Below are 17,954 nucleotides of genomic sequence, written 5' to 3' on the forward strand. Positions count from 1 at the left end.
ACCAGCCACTTTCTTGCGCCATGCTCCGGAAAGACAAAGGCCATTTAAAGCATTTCGCGAAACGCTTTAGGTCGACGAACAGACCGGGACAAGAACCATGCCGAACGACATCGCTGCCAAGCTTCACCGCCTGCGCGATGCCCTGACGGGGCCACAGACACTCGCCTTTCTGCCTGCGCTTTGCCTCGGTGCCTTCTGGTTCGGTGGAGAAAGCCTGCTCATCGCCTGCGCCCTTCTGGTCCCCGCCCTTGCCACCCTTCTGAGCATGTCCGACGCCACACGACACCATCGCCCCATTGCCCGTGATGGGCTCACGGGGCTGCCTCTGCGCCGGACCGTCACAGACATTCTGGATCAAATACTGGATGCCCGGGACACCACCGGGCGCACCACGGCCTGCCTCGTCATAGAAATCGACGATTTCCACGCGTTGAGTTCAGGCTTCGGGGCCACCGCAAGCGATGACATCCTGATCAGTGCCGCGCAGCGTCTTCGGGATGCTTTGCGAGATCATGACACGCTCGCCCGACTTGAAGGCGCCCGTTTTGCCATTGTGTTCGCTCCGGTGCGCCGTGCCGATCTTGAATCGCTCATCCAACTCGCCTCTCGCCTTCAGGCTGCCCTTTCCGAACCCTTCTCGATCAATGCCAGCAAGATTTTCGCCACCGCATCCATCGGTTTCTGCCTGCCGAACCGCGCACCGGCCGCCTCCGGTCAGGCCTTTCTCGACGCAGCCGAAATCGCTCTGGCCGATGCACATCGCAATGGTCCCGGCTCAATCCGCGCCTATTCTCCGGCGATCGCCGCACGTATTCTGGAACGCAGCAGCCTCAACGCCGACGTGGGCGATGCTCTGGAGAACGGGCAAATCCTGCCCTGGTTCCAGCCACAGATTTCCACCGACACCGGCACGGTCTCCGGCATGGAGGCCCTCGCCCGGTGGGTCCACCCGGAGCAGGGTGCGCTCCCCCCCGCTGAGTTCATGCCCGATATCGAGGAACTTGGCCTGCAGGAACGTCTCAGTGAGGTGATGTTGTATCATGCCCTGATGGCGATCAAGGAATGGGATCGCGCCGGTTTCCATATCCCGTCCGTCGCGGTCAATTTCTCACCGACCGATCTCGCCAATCCGAGGATCGTGGACAAGATACGCTGGGAACTGGATCGGTTCGAACTGAAACCGGAGCGTCTGAGCGTAGAAGTCCTCGAAAGCGTGATTTCCTCCTCCGACAACGACACGATCACACGCAACATCTGGGCCCTCAATGAAATGGGCTGCGGCATTGATCTGGACGATTACGGTACTGGTCATGCCTCCATCGCCAACATCCGACGTTTCGCCGTGAAACGCATCAAGATCGACCGCTCTTATGTGTCGCGCTGCGATCTGGACCGCGATCAGCAAAGCATGCTGGCTGCCATTCTAACCATGGCCGAACGGCTCGATCTTGAAACCCTTGCCGAGGGTGTGGAAACCGTCGGCGAGCATGCGATGCTTTCCCAACTGGGCTGCAATCATGTGCAGGGGTATTCGATCTCCCGCCCGATGGCGTTCGAGCAGACCCACGAATGGATGGAAACCCACAATCGCAAACTGACGCATCCCCCGCAGATCGGACGACGCGCGAGTTGATCACTTTCCCGCATTTTCCGCAAGAAATAGCCAAAACCGCTTGACCTCAGGGCTTCTGGAAGGTTGAACCTCCCGGGACTGAATTCCAAAATCGGGCGGCCTAGATGGACGATCAAAACAAGAACCTGATTCTTGCAGTGGTGCTGAGCGGCATCGTATTGCTTGGGTGGACAATCTTTTTCCCTGCTCCGGAGACGGCGACCGATCCGAACGCCCCGGTGGCTACCGTCACGGACGGAACGACACCAACCACGGCAGTGGCGCCTCCTGCGGCAACATCCGGTTCCGGCACCGCCACGTCGGGGCTTGAGACCGCGACCCAGACGCCCGACGCCCCGCGCATCGAGATCGAGACCCCCCGCGTTGTCGGTTCCATCTCGCTGATCGGTGGTCGCATCGACGATCTGGCCCTAAAAGACTACAAGGTCGAGATCGACGGCGACGAGATCGTCACCCTGCTCGAACCGGTCGGCTCCGAAGCGCCCTATTATGCCACCTATGGCTGGGCCCCCGGTGGCGCTCTGACCGTCGATGACGTACCTGGCGCAAACACCCTGTGGAATGTCGAGAGTGGCGAAACGCTGACCCCGGAAACTCCGGTCCGCCTGTCGTGGGACAATGGCAAGGGTCTGATTTTCCACCGCGAAATTTCGATTGACGCGCACTATCTTTTCACCGTCACACAATCCGTCGAAAACACGTCCGAGACCACCGCCCGCCTGTTCTCTTACGGGGTCGTGGCCCGTCACGGCACCCCCGAGACCTCGAAATATTTCGTTTTGCACGAAGGTCTGGTGCGCCTGTCCGACAAGGAACTCGACGAAGAGAAATACAAGGACATCGCGGATTTCGACCTCGATCCGCGTGAAGGCGGCCATACCTCCGTCATTCCGGTCGCGGAAAACGGCTGGACCGGTTTCACCGACAAATACTGGATGACCTCTCTCGTGCCGCAACCCGGCCAGAGCTTTACCTCGGTGGCGAAATACGTCGAAAGTGGTAATATCTATCAGGTCGAAACCCGGATGCCGACGGTCGAGGTCGCACCCGGCAGCCGCACTGAAACCACCTCCTACCTCTTTGCCGGCGCAAAGGAATGGGAAACGATCAGGCAGTATCAGGATGACAACGGTTTCTACCGCTTTGTCGATTCGATTGACTGGGGCTGGTTCTGGTATTTCACCAAACCGATCTTCCGCATCCTGCACGCGCTTCATGGGCTGATCGGCAACATGGGCTGGTCGATCATGATCCTGACCCTGATCATCAAGGGGGTCATGCTGCCGCTGGCCTATAAATCCTATGTTTCCATGGCCCGGATGAAAGAGCTTCAGCCGGAAATGGAAAAGCTCAAGGAACAGGCGGGCGACGACCGTGAGAAGCTTCAGCGCGGTATGATGGAGCTTTACAAAACGAACAAGGTGAACCCGGCTTCCGGCTGTCTGCCGATCCTGCTGCAAATCCCCGTGTTCTTCTCGCTCTACAAGGTGATTTTCGTCACGATCGAACTGCGGCACGCGCCGTGGATCGGCTGGATTCGCGACCTCTCGGCCCCGGACCCGAGCTCGATTCTGAACCTGTTCGGCCTCCTGCCCTACGCGCCGCCGGAACCCGGCTCGGCCCTTGCCTTCCTGTCGCTCGGTATCCTGCCGATCCTGCTCGGGATTTCCATGTGGCTGCAACAGAAACTGAACCCGGCGCCGACTGATGCGTCGCAGGCGATGATCATGGCCTGGATGCCCTGGGTATTCATGTTCATGCTCGGCAATTTTGCCTCGGGTCTGGTGCTCTACTGGATTTGCAACAACACGATCACCTTCACCCAGCAGTACCTGATCATGCGCAGCCACGGGCACAAACCCGATGTGTTCGGCAATATCCTGCGCTCGCTGAGGCTCAAGAAAAAGGACGCCTGAGGGCGTGAGTAACGATGGATCTACAGTTTCCCATCGCTGAACCAGATGCGGCGGCCCTCGAGAAGGGCCGTTTGCTGTTTGCAGGCGAGACAAATTTCCTCAAAGGCGTCGTCGCGATGGATGGCATGCCTCCGGACGACCGGCTTGAGGTCTGTTTCGCAGGTCGCTCCAACGTGGGTAAATCCACGCTGATCAATGCGCTGACGGGGCGCAAGGCGCTGGCGCGCGCCTCGAACACTCCCGGACGCACACAGGAGATCAACTTTTTCACCTGTTCCGACAGCCATTACCTCGTCGACCTGCCCGGCTATGGTTTTGCCAAGGCCCCGGTGAAAACCGTCGAGAAATGGCAACGCCTGCTGAAAGCCTACCTGTCGGGCCGGGCCACGCTGCGTCGGGCTTTCGTGCTCATCGACAGCCGCCACGGGGTGAAAGAGGTGGACGAGGAGATCATGACACTTCTCGACAAATCCGCCGTAACCTTTCAGGCCGTGCTGACAAAGGCCGATAAGGTCAAGGAGGCCGAACGCCAAAAAGTCATTGATCAGGTGCGTCAAAAAATCTCCAAACACCCCGCGGCTTACCCGGAGCTGATCGTTACCTCCTCGGAAAAGGGCTGGGGCGTGGATGTGTTGCGTGCGGTGATCGCGACCCTCGTCTGACGCGCTTGGCCTCTGGTCGGCAAGCCTGTATTGAGGGACAAACCCTCATCTGGATTCCCGAACATGAAGAAGCAAGACATGAACAGAGACTGGATCGCGACCGCCCGCACTCTTTCCCAAGCGCTGCCCTATTTGCAGCGATACGAGGGCGCGACCGTCGTAATCAAACTCGGCGGTCATGCCATGGGGTCGGATGAGGCGATGGAAAGCTTTGCCCGCGACGTGGTGCTGATGCAGCAGGTGGGCGTCAAACCCGTAGTCGTCCATGGCGGCGGGCCGATGATCAACAAGCTTCTGGCCGATCTCAACATCAAATCCGACTTCGTGAACGGCAAACGGGTGACCGACAAGGCCACGGTTGAAGTCGTCGAAATGGTGCTCTCGGGCCTCGTCAACAAGCGCATCGTTCAGGCGATCAACGGTCAGGGCGGTCGCGCGGTCGGGATTTCCGGCAAGGATGCCAACCTGATGATTTGCGAACAGACCCATCCGGATCTGGGCTTTGTCGGAACGCCGGTGGAGATGAACCCCGCCATCGTCAAGGAACTCGGCGACGAGAACCTGATCCCGGTCATCGCGCCGGTGGGCGCGGGGCGCAATGGCGAGACGTTCAACGTCAATGGCGACACCGCCGCGGGCGCCATCGCAGGGGCGCTCAAGGCCGACCGCCTGTTGCTTCTGACCGATGTGTCCGGTGTGAAAGGCGCGGACGGAGAGGTGCTGACCTCGCTTAACTCCGCGCAGATCAAGCAACTGACCGAAGAGGGGATCATCGCAGGCGGTATGATCCCGAAAACCGAGACCGCACTCGATGCGCTCAAAGAGGGCGTGCGGGCCGTGGTCATCCTTGACGGCCGCGCCCCGAATGCCTGCCTTCTCGAACTTTACACCGAACACGGGGCCGGATCGCTGATCCGTGACAGCGAGCCCCGGATCAAGCCGCTTGAGCCATGACGCGCCGCCTGATCCTGATGCGCCACGCGAAATCGAGCTGGGACGATCCCCGGCTCGACGACATCGACCGCTCCCTCAATGCACGCGGACAACGCAATGCCAAAGCGATGGGAACATGGCTCAGGACGCGAGGATATTTCCCGGATCAGGCGCTCGTGTCGGTCGCGGCCCGCACGCAACAGACCTTTGATCTGGTCACACAGGGACTGGGGATGCAGCCAGAGCTGCGCGTGATCGACGGCCTTTATCTGGCCTCGGAGTTACGCATCCTGCAGGAACTTAAGAAGGCAACCGGCCAGACCGTCCTGCTCATCGCGCATAATCCCGGCATCGGTGAATTTGCCGCTCGGTTCGCACAGAACCCACAGGGCCACGGCGATTTCCTCCGCTACCCGACCTGTGCGACGACCGTTTACGAGATTGGTGCAGCGACCTGGCCCGAGGTGCGTTTTGGCGACAACCCGGTTCTGGAGTTCGCCATCCCCCGCGAGATCGACATATGAAAAAGGCGCCCCGAGAGGCGCCTTTCCTTTTCGAAGCCAAAGCCCTCAGTGGCCCAAAATCTGCGACAGGAAAAGCTTCGTGCGCTCCGATTTCGGATTGTTGAAGAACTCTTCCGGCTCGTTCTGTTCCACGATCTGGCCCTGGTCCATGAAGATCACGCGGTTCGCCACCTGACGGGCAAAGCCCATCTCGTGCGTCACGCAGAGCATGGTCATGCCCTCTTCGGCCAGCTCGATCATGGTATCGAGCACCTCTTTGATCATCTCCGGGTCGAGCGCCGAGGTCGGTTCGTCGAACAACATGATCCGCGGCTTCATGCAGAGCGAACGCGCGATGGCCACACGCTGTTGCTGACCACCCGAAAGCATGCCGGGATACTTGTGCGCCTGATCCGGGATTTTCACCTTTTCGAGGAAATGCATCGCAATCTCTTCGGCTTCGCGCTTCGGCGTCTTGCGGACCCACATCGGCGCCAGAGTGCAGTTCTCAAGGATCGTCAGATGCGGGAAAAGGTTGAAGTGCTGAAAGCACATGCCCACTTCCGAACGAATCTTGTCGATGTTCTTGAGATCCGAGGTCAGTTCGGTCCCATCGACGATAATCTTGCCCTGCTGATGCTCTTCGAGACGGTTGATGCAGCGGATCATCGTGGATTTCCCGGAGCCCGAGGGCCCCGCGATGACGATCCGCTCGCCCCGGTTCACGGTCAGGTTGATGTCACGGAGAACGTGAAATTCGCCGTACCATTTGTTCATATTCGTGATCTGAATGGCCACCTCATCGGAGACGGTCAATTTAGAACGGTCAATAGCGCGGTCTTCTGCGAGAGACATATCAGGTCTCCTTTCTTAACGATGATCGGTGCGGAGCTTGCGCTCCAGCCACTGAGAATAACGGGACATGGCGAAACAGCAGATCCAGAAGACCAGACCGATGAAGATGAACAGCTCCCAATAGATGCCGTTCCACGCCGCGTTGGCACGAATGGCATTGGAGAGGCCCAGCATGTCATAGATGCCGATAAACATCACAAGAGTGGTGTCCTTGAACAGGCCGATGAAGGTGTTCACGATGCCCGGGATGGAGATTTTCAGAGCCTGCGGCATGATGATCAGGCGCTGCGACTTCCAGTAATCGAGACCGAGCGCATCGGCCGCCTCATACTGGCCTTTGGGAAGGGCCGCGAGACCGCCACGGATCACCTCGGCCATATAGGCCGACGAGAACAGCGTCACCATGATGATCACCCGCAACGTCAAGTCAAACGTCGTCCCCGGCGGCAGGAAGTAGTTCAGCAGCAGCGAGGCGGTAAACAGAAGGGTGATCAGCGGCACGCCCCGGATGAACTCGATGAACCCCACGCAGATGGTTTTCACGATGAACAGGTCCGACTGACGACCAAGCGCCAGAACGATGCCAATTGGCAGGGACAGTGCAATGCCGGAAATACCGATGATCACACAGATCATAAAGCCCCCGAGATCGCGGCTCTGAACCTCTTGCAGATGACCCAGAGGAGCGACAGAGTTCAGCCCGTCGACGACGGACGGGCCAATGAACAGCCACCAGACAACAGCCACCACGACAGCGGCAATGGCGGACAGCGCCATGGAGCCGAAACGATCAACGATCTTGAACGCCACACCAGCGAGTACAAAGCCAACAGCAACGGACAGAACGCCCCAGATCGTGCCGCCCCAAACCAGCCAGACGAGCAGGAAGGGGAAGGCCATGGTGAGGTACAGCATCTTGCGCGGCAGCTTATCGAACAACACCGGCGCCAAAGAGGCCAGCATCAGGACGAAAGCAAGGTTGGCGCGCCAGTATTGGCTTTCCGGATAGAACCCGTAGAGCAGCTGGTTCCAGCGTTCACGGATCACCGCCCAACAGGCGTAATGGGTGTCGCCATAGCGCTCGTTGAGAATGGTCCGGCACTGATCCAGAGACTCGGCGTTCCAGACACCGCCGAACACCCAGGGCAGGGTGGCGGCGAGCATCTTGTAGATCACGAAGAGCGAAACCAGCGTCAGCAGCGTGTTGAACCAGCCGGAGAACAGGTTCTCACGCGCCCAGCGGGTAAAGCCCACTTGCGAACGCGGCGCGGGTTGCTGCTCGATCATTTCCTTTCGCACATAAGCGAGAGATTGGGTCGAATGGCTCATCTCAACGCTCCTTCAGCTTTACGGATTTATTGTAGATATTCATGCCCGACGAGATGATCAGACTGACGATCAGATAGATCAGCATCATCAACAGCATGCATTCCAACTCGCGCCCCGTGGTGTTGAGCGTGGTCCCGCCAAGCGTCGAACGAAGATCCATGTAACCCACGGCGAGTGCGAGCGAGGAGTTTTTCGTCAGGTTCAGGTACTGCGAAATCAGCGGCGGAATGATCACCCGCAAGGCCTGCGGCAGGATCACGAGGTTCATGGTCCAGGACGGGCGCAGGCCAAGCGCAAAGGCGGCTTCGGTCTGGCCCTTGGAAATCGCGAGAATCCCCGAACGGACGATCTCCGCGATGAAGGATCCGGTATAGAAACTCAACGCCAGCCACAGCGCCAACATCGAGTTGCGCATGTGCAGGCCACCGGAGAAGTTGAACCCCTTGAGCTCCGGATAGGAGAGGGTGATCGGACGGCCCATCACGAAATAGACCAGAACGGTGGGCACAATAAGGATGCCCAGTTTGATCCAGAAATTCGGCAGGTGCTGCCCGGTTTCCTCGAAATGACGATTCGACCATTTGCCAAAGGCCCAAATGCCCAGAAGCGACAACAGGAAAGCGATGATGACCACGCTCGAACCGCTGCCCCAGACCGGAGAGGGAACATAAGTACCGCGATTTGTCACCGCGACGCTGTCCCAGAACCACATGGAGGCCGTCGCATCTTCGCCCCGGAAGGCGCGCGGCGCGGGCAGGGATTCGGAGAGGACCGCCATGAAGGCGAGAATCCACAGGAGCACCGGAATATTACGGAAGCTTTCGACATAGACCGTCATGATCTTGGCCGTCAGCCAGTTCTTCGACAGGCGCAGAACGCCCGCGATCACTCCGATCACCGTAGCCAGTATACAGCCCAGAATGGCGATCAGAAGCGTATTCAGCAGCCCCACGAGTGCCGCCCGCCAATGCGGGTCGTTGGATGTGTAGGGAATGATCTGCTGGTTGATGTCATAAGCCGCCCGACTGGACAGGAAGCTGAAATTGATGTCCTTGCCCAGTGCCGAGAGGTTGATGATCGTGTTACGAATGAGAAAAGCCGCGATCAGCATGAACACGATCATCGCGATCACCTGGATGGTGATCGAGCGGTAACGCGTGTCATAGATCAGCTGACTGAGCCGAAACCCCTGGTCTTGCGGCGGATCTGATAGTGTCGTCATGAGAGACGGTCCCCTGTTTAAAGCGTCCTGCCTTTAGACCTGAGACATCAGACAAAGGCAGGGCGCGTGCAACGTTCCGTTGTTGCGCCGCGTTCAACCAAAATCTGAGTTTCAGTTTTTGGCTGAACACTTTCGATATAGCCCTACCCTCGCCCGGGCGCTCCCCGTTCGTGGAAATGGTCTTCTTGAAGTGAGCAGAGCTGAAAGGCGAAGGGCGCGGATCACTCCGCGCCCTTCCCTTAATCAATGGTCTTAACGGAAGGGCGGCGAGTAGATCAGGCCGCCTTCGGTCCACTGAGCATTCAGGCCACGAGCCAGACCCACCGGAGTGTTTTCACCGATGTTTTTCTCGAAGCTTTCGCCATAGTTGCCAACCTGGGTGATGATGTTCAGAGCCCAAGCGTTGTCGAGGCCAAGCATCGCGCCCAGTTCACCCTCGACACCCAGAAGACGGTTGATCTCCGGGTTGTCGGTGCCATTGGCCATTTCCGCTGCATTCGCAGAGGTCACGCCGTATTCTTCGGCAGCGATCATCGCGTTCAAAGACCAGCGAACGATGTCGCCCCAGTTGTCGTCGCCATGACGCACGAGCGGACCGAGCGGCTCTTTGGAGATGATCTCCGGCAGAACCACGTAACCTTCCGGGTTCTCGAAGGACGCACGCGATGCAGCCAGAGCGGAGGCGTCGGTGGTGTAGACGTCACAGGCACCGGCGAGGAACTGCGTCTGAGCTTCGGTGAAGCTTTCCACCGGAACCGGTTCGTATTCCATGTTGTTCACACGGAAATAATCAGCCAGGTTGAGCTCGGTCGTGGTCCCGGTTTCGATACACACGGTCGCGCCGCCCAGTTCTTTCGCGGAGGACACGCCGAGGTCTTTGGGGACCATGAAGCCCTGACCGTCATAGTAGTTCACGCCGACGAAGGTGTTTTTCAGGTCCACGTCGCGCGAGAAGGTCCAGGTGGTGTTGCGGGCCAGCATGTCCACTTCGCCGGAGGCCAGAGCGGTGAAACGCACAGCCGACGTCAGCGGGGTGTATTCGACGGCTTCGGAATCGCCGAGCACGGCAGCGGCCACAGCACGGCACACGTCGACATCGAAACCCACGAATTTGCCGCTTGCATCCGGCGCAGCAAAGCCCGGAGTGCCCGGGTTCACACCACATTTCAGCATACCGCGCTCTTTCACGGCGGCCAGAGTGGAGGAATCCTGAGCCATCGCCGTCCCGGCAGCCAGACCTGCCAGCGTCAGCGCGCCAAGAAATACGGATTTTTTCATATTTACCTCTTCCTGATGTTGCGCCTTTGAATGGCGCTTTTTCCGATCCTCCCTGTGGACCGGGGGCGATATCGAAATGGGCAATTGCCCTTTCAATGAGCTTAGTTTGGGAGGATTCATTCAGGAACGTCAAGGCCACGATCACAAATATGCATGACCTCTGCGCATTTGATCAAATTGATGGCAGATGTGCGCGGCGATTGAGCTTTGCAGACAGACAAGCGCCGCTTAATTGACCACGCGGTAAAACAGCGCTGCCTGCAGGAAGCTCTGTCGCTTAATCTCGGCGGCCTCTGTGGCCTCTTCATCCTCGCCCCATTGCTCGATCTGGAACTGTTCATCGAGCCGCGACAGCGCCCAGGCTTCCTCAGGCGAAAGACGCCCTTCGATCACCGCAAAACCAAGAATCAGCGATCCCGAAAGCGCCACCAAATCGTGAAACGCAGCCAACTCAAAAGCGGTCAACGCATGCGTTCTGCTACGCAATGTTTCGAGCGCTTCCGGGGATTGCGGGGTGTGCATCACCCCAGCGCGCGGCTCCAGCCTGGCCGCAAGAACCTCCGCCGCCCAGTCGAGCAGTGGGTCCCAGCCCGTCGCCTGCCGCTCCACCAATTCGCGCGGGTGCTCGGCCCGGTAACACAGAAGATCGCTGTCGCCGTAGTCCGAAAGCATATCGGCCACCTCGGCATGCTGAACGCTCACCTTGTCGAGCGCGGCATTGGCGCCACGGGTCGCGGGCATGGTGTTCGGGTCGATAGCACCTTCCTGCGCCTCCCATTCGGCAGCAATCAGATCGGCCAACGCCCGTGTCGGCACGATCAGCGGCATCTTCGCAGGCGTTCGCACCGGACGGCCGTCGAGATGCACGGTGAAACCACCGTCAGCTTCCGCCACGGTGGTGTCTTTCCAAAACCGTTTCGCTGCCCATTCCGCCATGTTCAGTCCTTCCAGATCGTCTTGAGCGCACCTTCGAGTTGCCCGAAATCGTCAAGCACTGTCGCAGCCCCCGCCCCGATCAGCGCCTCGCGCCCGTGATAACCCCAACTCACGCCAATCCCATGGCAGCGCGCGGCCCGGGCCATTTCCATATCGTATGTCGTATCCCCGATGACAACCGCCTCTGTCGCAGTGACCCCCGTGTCCATGAGACAGGTCATCACCATGGACGGATGCGGTTTCGACGGATGATCGTCGGCGCTTTGCGTAGTCACGAAGAGATCGGCAAACTCCCAACCGTCAAGCAACGCGGTCAGCCCACGCCGGCTCTTGCCCGTTGCAATCGCAAGATAGAGATCGTCGCGCGCGCCAAGTCTGCGCACCGCCTCTTCCGCACCGGGATAAAGCGGCGAGGCCGCCGCCCCTTGCGCCAGACGGTGTGTGTAAAACGCATCCTTATAGGCCTCAACCATGCGGACCAGAGTGGTCTCATCCACCGCACGGGCCAGTTCCCGCATCGCCAGAGGCAAGGACAGTCCGACAATGGACAGGATCGTATTTCGATCCGGCACCGGCAGGTCCACTGCCTCGAACGCCGCCGCCATGGACAGGACGATGTGGGCCTGACTGTCGACCAGCGTGCCGTCCACGTCGAAAATGACGAGTTTCATCCGCGCAGGTCCTCGAACGGGTCTTCGGCAGCGAGGTCTTCGGTCCAACCGAACGTGTCCCAGCTATGCTTCATATGATCCGGCAAGGGCGCGGTCACGGTCATGACTTTCTTTGTCACCGGGTGCTCAAACCGCAGCATCCGCGCGTGCAGGTGCAGCTTCTTCGAGATGATCCCGCCAAGCTGCGCGCCCCAGCCATCGCCGAGGTTTTCCTGACCCGAGCCGCCGTATTTACCATCGCCGATGATCGGATGACCGATCTCCGCCATATGCGCGCGGAGTTGGTGGGTGCGACCGGTGATCGGCTCCATCGCAACCCAGCTTGCCCGCGACCCGACACGGTAGAGCGTGGCATAAAGCGTCTGCGCCCGTTTCGCGCCGGGCGTCGCATCGACATCGCGTGGGTGCACCGCGAGCATCTTTTCCCCCTCGCCCGACTTGCCGCGACCGGGCGCTTTGACCAGCCCGTATTTGATTTCGCCAAGGTAGGGCGTCGGCACACCCGCCACCAAGGCCCAGTAAATCTTGCGCGTATTCTTGTGGCGGAAGGCTTCGGTCAGTTTCGAGGCAATCGCAGGCGTGCGCGCCAGTGCCAGCACTCCGGACGTGTCCTTGTCGAGCCGGTGCACAAGACGTGGTTTCTCAGGAAAATCACCCTGCAACGCCACCGATAACCCGTCGACATGGCGGGTCTGTTTAGACCCGCCTTGGGTCGGCAATCCCGCCGGTTTATTGATCACGATGAGATATTCGTCCTCATAAAGCACCGCATCGCGCATCATCTGCGCATCGGCCTTCGAGACCTTCGCCTCGCTGCGCTCCGGTTTCGGCGCACTCTCATCGGGCAGCGGCGGCACACGGATCGCCATCCCCGGCCCGACCCGCGTGTTCGATTTCGCCCGCGCGCCATCGACGCGAATCTCACCCTTGCGGCACATCTTCTCGATATTGCCCTGCGTCACCTGCGGGAACATCTTGCGGAACCAACGGTCGAGCCGCTGCTCGGGCTGATCGTCGCCAATGGTGATCGTCTGAACTGCGCTCATGCGTAGAAACTCCTTGCGGCGAAGAGGCCGAGAGCGATCCCACCCAGTGCCAACACCAGCGTGCCAAAGACATAGGCTGCGGCCAAACCGTAATCGCCCCGCTCAAAAATGGTCATCGCATCCAATGAGAAGGCCGAATACGTGGTGAATCCGCCCAACATCCCGGTCATCAATAGCGGCGCGAACCGGTTGCCGTTCTCATGCGCCAGCATCACCACCACGACCCCCATCAGGAAAGAGCCGAGGAAATTCACGAACATCGTGTTCCATGGAAAGCTCTTGCCCACGAGATGGGTCATGGCGAGGCCGGACAGATAGCGTGCCGATGCGCCAATCGCGCCGCCCAATGCGACCTGGATCAATGGTGCCATGTCATCCTCTTCAGTTGCCCGTGTTCCTGTGGGGGACAGCCCGGAATGTCAACCGCCCCGTTGTTTGCGCAGCTTGTCGAAATAGGCCACGCGCTTGACTAGATCACGCTCAAAGCCGCGCTCGACGGGCTTGTAGAACTGCGTGCGCGGGAGGGTGTCGGGAAAGTAATTCTGTCCGGAGAAGGCATCCTCGACGTCGTGATCGTAGGCGTAACCCTCGCCATAGCCTTGTTCCGACATGAGTTTCGTCGGCGCGTTCAGGATGTGTTTCGGTGGCGGTTCCGACCCGGTCTTGCGCGCCGCCGCGCGGGCCGCTTTGAACGCGGTATAGACCGCATTCGATTTCGGTGCGAGCGCGAGATAAACGATGCATTGTGCCAGTGCGAGCTCGCCCTCGGGAGAGCCCAATCGCTCATAGGTTTCCCAGGCATGAAGCGCAACCGCCTGGGCCTGTGGATCGGCGAGCTGAATGTCTTCAATCGCCATACGCAGCATCCGGCGTGCCAGATAGCGTGGATCTTCGCCACCCTCCAGCATCCGACCAAGCCAATAAAGCGCCGCATCCGGGTCCGAGCCCCGCACGGATTTGTGCAGCGCCGAAATCAGGTTGTAATGCTCGTCGCCCCTCTTGTCGTATTTCGAGGCTCGCCGCATCAGGCGCTTGCCAAGTTGTTCAGGATCGAGCGGGGCATCCACTTTCCACGCGGCGATCTGCTCGATCAGGTTCAGAAGGCTGCGCCCATCCCCGTCGGCCATCTCGTAAAGCGCGAAACGCGCCATTTCCGTCAGCGGCAGGGTCTTGCCCAACTCCCGCTCCGCCCGCTCGGTCAGTTGCGCGAGGTCTTCATGCGTCAGCCGCGTCAACACCATGACCTGCGCCCGCGACAGAACCGCGGCGTTCAGTTCGAATGACGGATTCTCCGTTGTCGCGCCTACAAGGAGAATCGTGCCATCCTCCATATGCGGGAGGAAACTGTCCTGCTGCGCCTTGTTGAACCGGTGAATCTCGTCGACGAAAAGAAGCGTCCCCTGCCCGTTCGCACGCCTGAGTTTCGCCGCCTCGAACACTTTGCGCAGTTCCGGGACGCCGGAAAAAATCGCGGAAATCTGAACGAAATGCAGGTCGGTCTCATCCGCCAGAAGCCGCGCAATGGTGGTCTTGCCCACCCCCGGCGGCCCCCAGAAGATGATTGACGACAAGGCCCCCGAGGCAAGCATCACACCCAGTGGAGCTTCGGGGCCGAGTACCTGTTGCTGTCCGATCACCTCCGACAGTTTCTGCGGACGCAAACGATCCGCGAGCGGTCGCGGAGCGGTCCCGTGCGGCGCGGGATGTGTCGGGGTGGTTTCATCGGAAGAGAACAGGTCGGCCATGGCATAAGGTTACGCCGCCTGCGCGGATCGCGAAAGAGGGGATCGGGGCCAAAAAGCAGCGTTCTGGCCCCGTTTTCAGGCACATGAGTTCAGTGCAGTTTGTTGATCAGGTTGATGCGCATGCAGGCATTGCGCGCGCCCCCGATATCCATCACCGGACCGATCACATCAATGTCGAGCCCCACCCGGCGACCCCAGCGGTTACCGTTTTCCGGGATCAGGCATATCACCGAAGTGGCCCCAAGTTCCCGTGCGGAATTGGTCATCTCCCCGATCAGGCTTATCTGAACTTTGAGACGGTTTTTCGCAGGCACCCGCGGCGAGACGAAAATCCGGCTCGATTCCCAGACATGCTCCGCCACGGGCGCCTCTTCGAACAGCAAATCCGACGGAATGCTGTCGAGAAGGCCGCGTTGGGCGTCCCGGATCATGTAGGAATAGATGCCACAGCGTGTGGTTGTGGGGGTCAGGCGGATACCCGCCAACACGTCGCCAAACTCGTGAACCGCAATCCAACGGGACGCGGGCGTGTCGTATTGATCGTATTCCATACCATCTGCCTGCGGCAGATCCCACTTCGCGTGCTGAATGAAAGTTTCATGCCGCGCGCGAAGCATATTGGCAAAAAGATCGCCATGATTGTGCAGATTGGCAAAAGAAAGCGTAGTCGTTTGCATGGTACGTCTCCGGAGTTGGTTGATTTCTTCAACGCAACGCGGGAGCGAGCACCGTCACAACAGTTTGATCTCCTTAGCTTTTTGGATGGCTTCCGAGGTCGTCCGGGCCATAAGACGTTCCCGGGCTGAAACAAGACGCGCCTTCAGCGCACTCTCCGAAATCCCGAGCTTGGCCGCGGCTGCTGCGTGACGATCACCGCCCGCGATGCACCGGAGGGCCTGAATTTGGGCCTGTGTCAAATCTGTTTGCGGCTCAGAGATTTCATGCAGGGTGCGCACGATCGTCGCGATTTTCGAGATCTCCTGATCCGTGAATTCGCGATCGGCCCTTGCGCAGCCGACAATGGTTCGGGACTGAACCGGCCCACAGGACACGGCAACACCGTAGTTCAGACCGAATTCAGCGGCCTGCCTCCAAATTTGGAATGGATCGGGGAGTTCTATTTCGCTCCACCTTGTAGCCCCTTCGCAACTCAACCCCCAGGCGATCATCGGGTCTCTCAACGCATAGGCGTTCGCCGCATAATGTTCGAGCCATTTCGGATCGTAAGTCGATTCCGCGACCAGAGGCGAGGCGAAACGGATATGCAGACCAGCGGAATATCCGTCGGCAGATGCAGAACGAAGCTGGGCAAACAGGCGATTGAGTTCGGTTGTGTCACGCATGGGAAAATCATTTTGGTTACGAAAGGAATGACAACCATAAGGAGATCATCCTAAGGATGAGTAAACCAACAAAACTGACTTTGAAAGCCAAAATGCGGTTCTATGATGAATAGTCGCAGGACGACTGCAAAACTGCACAATTTCGAGGCCTTCCCCCATCAATAAAAAAGCCCCGCCGAAGCGGAGCTTTTGAAATCACAGGGGAAACTGAGATCAGTCCTCGTCGGTCATCGCGGCTTCTTCGGCCTCAAGACGCGCCTTGTCAGCGGCACCTTTGGCAGCCGGGTCACGATCGACCAGTTCGATGATCGCCATCGGAGCCATATCGCCGTAGCGGAAGCCGGCTTTCAGAACGCGGGTGTAACCACCGTTGCGCTCCGCGTAACGCGGACCGAGCACTTCGAAGAGTTTCGCGACATCTTTGTCTTGTTTCAGCTGAGCCGCAGCCTGACGACGGGCGTGCAGATCGCCACGTTTGCCGAGGGTGATCAGCTTGTCCATGATGCGCTTGAGCTCTTTGGCTTTCGGCAGCGTGGTTTTGATCTGTTCGTGCTCAATGAGCGAGCCAGCCATGTTGGAGAACATCGCTTTGCGGTGTTCGTGGGTCCGGTTGAGGCGGCGGTAACCTTTAGCGTGACGCATTTTCTATCTCCTTAGCGTGTTTTGCTTTGTCTGGCAGCCGATGCGTGTCAGCCGCTCTCCTTGGGGCATTTGCCCGGATATTCCCCGCACGAAGCGGGCATTGGTGAGGGAGACCGAAGCCTCCCTCAGATTGCTTAGAACTGGTCTTCGAATTTCTTCGCCAGTTCTTCGATGTTTTCCGGCGGCCACTCTTCGACATCCATACCAAGGTGCAGGCCCATGCCGGACAGAACCTCTTTGATCTCGTTGAGCGACTTGCGTCCGAAGTTCGGGGTGCGGAGCATCTCGGCTTCGGTTTTCTGGATAAGATCGCCGATGTAGACGATGTTATCGTTTTTCAGGCAGTTCGCCGAACGGACAGACAGTTCCAGCTCATCCACTTTCTTGAGAAGAAGCGGGTTGAACTCGAGACCGTCGTCTTCTTCCTGGCGACCAGCCGATTCCGGCTCGTCGAAGTTCACGAAGATGCCCAACTGATCCTGAAGGATGCGCGCAGCGAAAGCCACGGCGTCTTCCGGGGTCACGGAACCGTCGGTTTCGATCTTCATCGTCAGCTTGTCATAGTCGAGCACCTGACCTTCACGGGTCGGCTGCACGTCATAGGACACTTTCTTGACCGGCGAATAGATCGCATCGACCGGGATCAGGCCGATCGGCGCATCTTCCGGTTTGTTCTTGTCGGCAGAGACGTAACCTTTGCCGGTGTTGACGGTCAGTTCCATGAACAGATCGGCGCCATCGTCGAGGTGGCAGATCACGTGATCCTTGTTCAGGACCTCGATGCCAGCCGATTCGGAAATGTCACCGGCGGTCACGACCATCGGACCTTTGGCGGAGATCGAGAGACGTTTCGGCCCTTCGACTTCCATACGCAGCGACACGCCTTTCAGGTTCAGGATGACGTCGGTGACATCTTCACGCACGCCCGCGACCGAGGAGAACTCGTGCAGGACGTTGTCGATCTGAACGGAGGTGATGGCCGCGCCTTGCAGCGACGACATCAGAACGCGACGCAGCGCGTTGCCCAGCGTCAGACCGAAACCGCGCTCAAGCGGTTCGGCAACGATGGTTGCCTGACGTGCCGGTTCATTACCCGGTTTCACTTCAAGCTGTTGCGGTTTAATGAGCTCGGCCCAATTCTTGTGGATCATGCTTGTGCCTCCATTCTTGTCCTCCCGCCCATGTCCTTAAACGGGGGGACGCCCGAGGGGTCTCAAAACGCAAAACAGACCGCGGGCAA

18 protein-coding genes are annotated in these 17,954 nt (G+C 59.0%); 5 read left to right on the forward strand and 13 right to left on the reverse strand.

Translation table 11 applies throughout. The features are described 5' to 3' along the window. Positions 1 to 97 precede the first annotated feature (97 nt). The 5 genes from C8N42_RS02780 to C8N42_RS02800 all read left to right on the forward strand — a co-directional run bounded on the left by C8N42_RS02780 (position 98) and on the right by C8N42_RS02800 (position 5,668). Positions 98 to 1,633: a putative bifunctional diguanylate cyclase/phosphodiesterase gene (locus C8N42_RS02780; RefSeq protein WP_107814986.1), complete on the forward strand. Its 1,536-nt coding sequence runs from the start codon at positions 98 to 100 to the stop codon at positions 1,631 to 1,633. Between the two features lie 104 nt (positions 1,634 to 1,737). After that, a complete protein-coding gene (gene yidC / locus C8N42_RS02785) occupies positions 1,738 to 3,549 on the forward strand; it encodes a membrane protein insertase YidC (RefSeq protein ID WP_107814987.1) in 1,812 nt (603 codons plus the stop codon). 14 nt (positions 3,550 to 3,563) lie between these two features. Then, positions 3,564 to 4,211, forward strand: a complete 648-nt coding sequence (gene yihA, locus C8N42_RS02790; RefSeq protein WP_107814988.1) for a ribosome biogenesis GTP-binding protein YihA/YsxC — start codon at positions 3,564 to 3,566, stop codon at positions 4,209 to 4,211. A 63-nt stretch (positions 4,212 to 4,274) separates the two neighbouring features. Next, positions 4,275 to 5,165 carry an acetylglutamate kinase gene (gene argB / locus C8N42_RS02795; RefSeq protein ID WP_211309135.1) on the forward strand — a complete coding sequence of 297 codons (891 nt, stop codon included), beginning with the start codon at positions 4,275 to 4,277 and terminating at the stop codon, positions 5,163 to 5,165. Continuing rightward, positions 5,162 to 5,668, forward strand: a complete 507-nt coding sequence (locus C8N42_RS02800) for a SixA phosphatase family protein (RefSeq protein WP_107814990.1) — start codon at positions 5,162 to 5,164, stop codon at positions 5,666 to 5,668. The genes argB and C8N42_RS02800 overlap by 4 nt, the downstream gene beginning before the upstream one ends. Before the next feature lie 45 nt (positions 5,669 to 5,713). Here the strand turns inward: C8N42_RS02800 and C8N42_RS02805 are convergent, their stop codons facing one another. The 13 genes from C8N42_RS02805 to C8N42_RS02865 all read right to left on the reverse strand — a co-directional run bounded on the left by C8N42_RS02805 (position 5,714) and on the right by C8N42_RS02865 (position 17,865). Next, complete coding sequence (locus C8N42_RS02805) at positions 5,714 to 6,502, reverse strand: amino acid ABC transporter ATP-binding protein (RefSeq protein WP_107814991.1); 789 nt, start codon at positions 6,500 to 6,502, stop codon at positions 5,714 to 5,716. A 15-nt stretch (positions 6,503 to 6,517) separates the two neighbouring features. Continuing rightward, positions 6,518 to 7,831, reverse strand: a complete 1,314-nt coding sequence (locus C8N42_RS02810) for an amino acid ABC transporter permease (protein WP_107814992.1) — start codon at positions 7,829 to 7,831, stop codon at positions 6,518 to 6,520. Between the two features lies 1 nt (position 7,832). Continuing rightward, a complete protein-coding gene (locus C8N42_RS02815) occupies positions 7,833 to 9,053 on the reverse strand; it encodes an amino acid ABC transporter permease (protein WP_107814993.1) in 1,221 nt (406 codons plus the stop codon). Between the two features lie 252 nt (positions 9,054 to 9,305). After that, a complete protein-coding gene (locus C8N42_RS02820) occupies positions 9,306 to 10,331 on the reverse strand; it encodes an amino acid ABC transporter substrate-binding protein (protein WP_107814994.1) in 1,026 nt (341 codons plus the stop codon). 228 nt (positions 10,332 to 10,559) lie between these two features. Next, positions 10,560 to 11,267: an ATP12 family chaperone protein gene (locus C8N42_RS02825; protein WP_107814995.1), complete on the reverse strand. Its 708-nt coding sequence runs from the start codon at positions 11,265 to 11,267 to the stop codon at positions 10,560 to 10,562. Positions 11,268 to 11,269: 2 nt separating this feature from the next. Further along, positions 11,270 to 11,938: an HAD-IA family hydrolase gene (locus C8N42_RS02830; RefSeq protein WP_107814996.1), complete on the reverse strand. Its 669-nt coding sequence runs from the start codon at positions 11,936 to 11,938 to the stop codon at positions 11,270 to 11,272. Then, positions 11,935 to 12,984, reverse strand: a complete 1,050-nt coding sequence (locus C8N42_RS02835) for an RluA family pseudouridine synthase (RefSeq protein ID WP_107814997.1) — start codon at positions 12,982 to 12,984, stop codon at positions 11,935 to 11,937. Before C8N42_RS02835 ends, C8N42_RS02830 begins: the two co-directional genes overlap by 4 nt. After that, complete coding sequence (crcB, locus tag C8N42_RS02840; RefSeq protein WP_107814998.1) at positions 12,981 to 13,355, reverse strand: fluoride efflux transporter CrcB; 375 nt, start codon at positions 13,353 to 13,355, stop codon at positions 12,981 to 12,983. Before crcB ends, C8N42_RS02835 begins: the two co-directional genes overlap by 4 nt. Positions 13,356 to 13,403: 48 nt before the next feature. After that, on the reverse strand, positions 13,404 to 14,729 hold the full coding sequence (locus C8N42_RS02845; RefSeq protein WP_107814999.1) for a replication-associated recombination protein A: 1,326 nt from the start codon (positions 14,727 to 14,729) through the stop codon (positions 13,404 to 13,406). Between the two features lie 89 nt (positions 14,730 to 14,818). Continuing rightward, a complete protein-coding gene (locus tag C8N42_RS02850) occupies positions 14,819 to 15,406 on the reverse strand; it encodes an acyl-homoserine-lactone synthase (RefSeq protein ID WP_107815000.1) in 588 nt (195 codons plus the stop codon). A 54-nt stretch (positions 15,407 to 15,460) separates the two neighbouring features. Then, complete coding sequence (locus C8N42_RS02855) at positions 15,461 to 16,072, reverse strand: autoinducer binding domain-containing protein (protein ID WP_107815001.1); 612 nt, start codon at positions 16,070 to 16,072, stop codon at positions 15,461 to 15,463. Between the two features lie 213 nt (positions 16,073 to 16,285). Beyond that, positions 16,286 to 16,714 carry a 50S ribosomal protein L17 gene (gene rplQ, locus C8N42_RS02860; RefSeq protein WP_107815002.1) on the reverse strand — a complete coding sequence of 143 codons (429 nt, stop codon included), beginning with the start codon at positions 16,712 to 16,714 and terminating at the stop codon, positions 16,286 to 16,288. A gap of 134 nt (positions 16,715 to 16,848) precedes the next feature. Next, a complete protein-coding gene (locus tag C8N42_RS02865; RefSeq protein ID WP_066707119.1) occupies positions 16,849 to 17,865 on the reverse strand; it encodes a DNA-directed RNA polymerase subunit alpha in 1,017 nt (338 codons plus the stop codon). Positions 17,866 to 17,954 lie beyond the last annotated feature (89 nt).

Origin of the sequence: Celeribacter persicus, assembly GCF_003050785.1 — a bacterium.
GTDB classification, from domain to species: Bacteria; Pseudomonadota; Alphaproteobacteria; order Rhodobacterales; family Rhodobacteraceae; genus Celeribacter; species Celeribacter persicus.